The organism is Mycolicibacter senuensis, assembly GCF_003284925.1.
Taxonomy (GTDB): domain Bacteria; phylum Actinomycetota; class Actinomycetes; order Mycobacteriales; family Mycobacteriaceae; genus Mycobacterium; species Mycobacterium algericum_A.
In genome coordinates this window covers 1-2,480 of the sequence record NZ_QMEX01000263.1, presented here as the reverse complement: position 1 = coordinate 2,480, position 2,480 = coordinate 1, and the positions used below count along the sequence as shown (strand labels likewise).

Genomic DNA, 2,480 nt, shown 5'->3' with positions numbered 1-2,480 from the left:
CAGGCGTCACGCAGCTGCCCGCGGAACCGGCGGCCGCCGTTGACAACCGACAAAGTGGTCGCCGCCGACTGGCCCAGCCGGACCGCGCTGTCCATGGTCCGGGTGATCGCCAGCCTGGCGGGATCGGCCGCCAACGCGATGTCGAGCACCACCGCGGCGCCGAGCCCGGCCAGCAGCACGGTGAACGCCGTCGCCGGCCAGGGGGCCAGCGCGACGGGCAGGGCGCAGACCAGTGCGATCAGCGCGGCTCGACCGGTCAGGATCACCAGCGCGGCACCGGAACCGAGGCCAGGATGCCGTCGAGCACACCGTCGGCGCTGGCCCCTTCGAGTTCGGCCTCTGGACGCAGCATCACCCGGTGCCGCAGGGTTGCCGGGGCCATCGCCTTGACGTCGTCGGGCGTCACGTAGTTGCGCCCGGACAGCCACGCCCACGATCGCGAGGTGGCCAACAATGCGGTCGCGCCGCGCGGCGAGACGCCCAGTTGCAGAGCCGGGGAGTGCCGGGTCGCGCCGACCACGTCGACGATGTAGCCCAGCACCTGGTCGGCGACCAGCACCTGGCGCACCGCGGCGCGGCCGGCCGCCAGATCCGCGGCGCCGGCCACCGGAGCGACCGCGGACAGGTCATGCGGGTCGAAACCCCGAGCGTGCCGGGACAAGATGTCGATCTCGGCCTCCCGCCCCGGCAGCGGGACGGTCAGCTTGAGCAGGAAACGGTCGAGCTGCGCCTCGGGCAACCGATAGGTGCCCTCGTACTCGATTGGGTTTGCGGTGGCCGCCACCATGAACACTTCAGGTAGCGGCTTGGCTGCCCCGTCCACACTGACCTGCCCCTCCTCCATCGCCTCCAACAGCGCCGCTTGGGTTTTCGGCGGGGTGCGGTTGATCTCGTCGGCCAGCAGCAAGTTGGTGAAGATGGGGCCGGGGCGAAAGGCGAACTGTGCGGTGTGAGTGTCGTAGACCAGCGATCCGGTGATATCTCCAGGCATCAGGTCGGGGGTGAACTGGACCCGCTTGAAGTCCAGTCGCAACGCCGCGCTCAGCGTCCGGACCAGCAGCGTCTTGGCCACACCCGGAACGCCTTCGAGCAGCACGTGGCCGCGGCACAGCAGGGCGATCACCAGGCCGCTGACCACGGCGTCCTGGCCGACCACCACTTTGGCGACCTCGTTGCGCAACGCCAGCAGCGCATCGCGGGCCGGGGGAGGCGGGGGAGTCTGTGTCACGATTCGATGACCTGCCTTTCGATGTCGTCGAGTGCGCGGGCAAGATCGACCAGCGCGTCGTCGTTTTCCGGGTGCGGGCCGAACAGCAAGTGCCACAACCAGTCCGGAGGGGCTCCGGTGCGCTGGGCCACCGCGGCGATCACCGCCGGCGGATCCTCGACAGGCCCCAGGCCCAGGCGTGGGGCGATCCGGCGCAGCGTTGCGGTACGTAGTGCGGCGGCAGCCCGGTCGCGGGCCCGGCGGGACCGGTAGAGCCGGCCGAGACCCTCGACGGTCTCGGATGCGCGCACCACGACCGGCAGGGTTTCGGCGACCAGCGGGCCGAGTCGGCGTCCCTGCCACACTGCGGCCAACGCCAGTGCGACGCACAGCTGCCAGACCAGCCAGGTCACGTTGCTCGGGATCAGCCCGAGAATCGTTGCGCTACCGGCTCTTCCACCTTCGACACGTTGGGGCGCATACCAGATCAGGCGGTCCCGCGCGCCGGCCAGGTTCATCGCCAACGCGGCGTTGCCTTCGCGGACCAGGTCGGTGTTCGTCATGAAGGACGGGCTGCCGATCACCGTGACGGTGCGATCGCCGCTTCGATAACGCACCAGCGCACCGTTGTAACAGCTGCGTACCGAACCGTCGTGCGAGGCAACGTAGGTGGCGGTGGCGCCGAGATCGACCGTCCCGGCCCGCTCGGCCTCGCGCAGATTACAGGCGGGCCGGCGGGTGAACGGGCGCGCCGGTCCCGATCGGATCTCGGGCGCCAGCGCTTTGCGCGCCCGCGAATCGGGCGCCACCAACAGCAGGTCCCCGGGAAGCCGGGCCAGCCGCTCCAGGAGTTCGTCACCGGCGATGCGCTGGGTCTCGGCTACCAGCATCAGCGCATCCGGGCGAGCCGCGCGGGCCACGTCGTCGACGGTGCCAGCGATCACCACCTCAACGCCGCGGTCGCGCAACAGCGTGACCACGGCGTGGGCGCCCTGTGGCGTGGTGGCGGTCGGGTCCATCCGGCCGCCCGGACGGGGACTGGTCAGATAGGCGCCGGCCACCGATACGACCACGATCACAGCCAGGGCGACCGCGACCCACAGTCCCTTGCGCCGCGTGGCGGTCACCGGTACTGCCGCCGCGGCGTCAGGGCGCACACCTGCTCGTCGATGTCGGCGACGATCCGGTAGCCGTCCGGGGTGGCCGGCAGCTCGCCGTAGCTGACATCGTTGAACGTCTCGGCGGCCCGCAGCAAGGCGCCCGCCAGGTGGGG

At 71.0% G+C, this 2,480-nt stretch carries 2 protein-coding genes and 1 pseudogene; all 3 read right to left on the bottom strand.

The annotated features are described in order from the left end of the window. A pseudogene (locus DQP56_RS23870) lies at positions 1-266 on the bottom strand (DUF58 domain-containing protein); the annotation flags it as partial. Next, complete coding sequence (locus DQP56_RS23865; protein ID WP_165825136.1) at positions 263-1,228, bottom strand: AAA family ATPase; 966 nt, start codon at positions 1,226-1,228, stop codon at positions 263-265. The pseudogene DQP56_RS23870 and the gene DQP56_RS23865, both read right to left, overlap by 4 nt. Next, complete coding sequence (locus DQP56_RS23860; RefSeq protein WP_205868970.1) at positions 1,225-2,334, bottom strand: DUF4350 domain-containing protein; 1,110 nt, start codon at positions 2,332-2,334, stop codon at positions 1,225-1,227. Before DQP56_RS23860 ends, DQP56_RS23865 begins: the two co-directional genes overlap by 4 nt. Between the last annotated feature and the right edge of the window lie 146 nt (positions 2,335-2,480).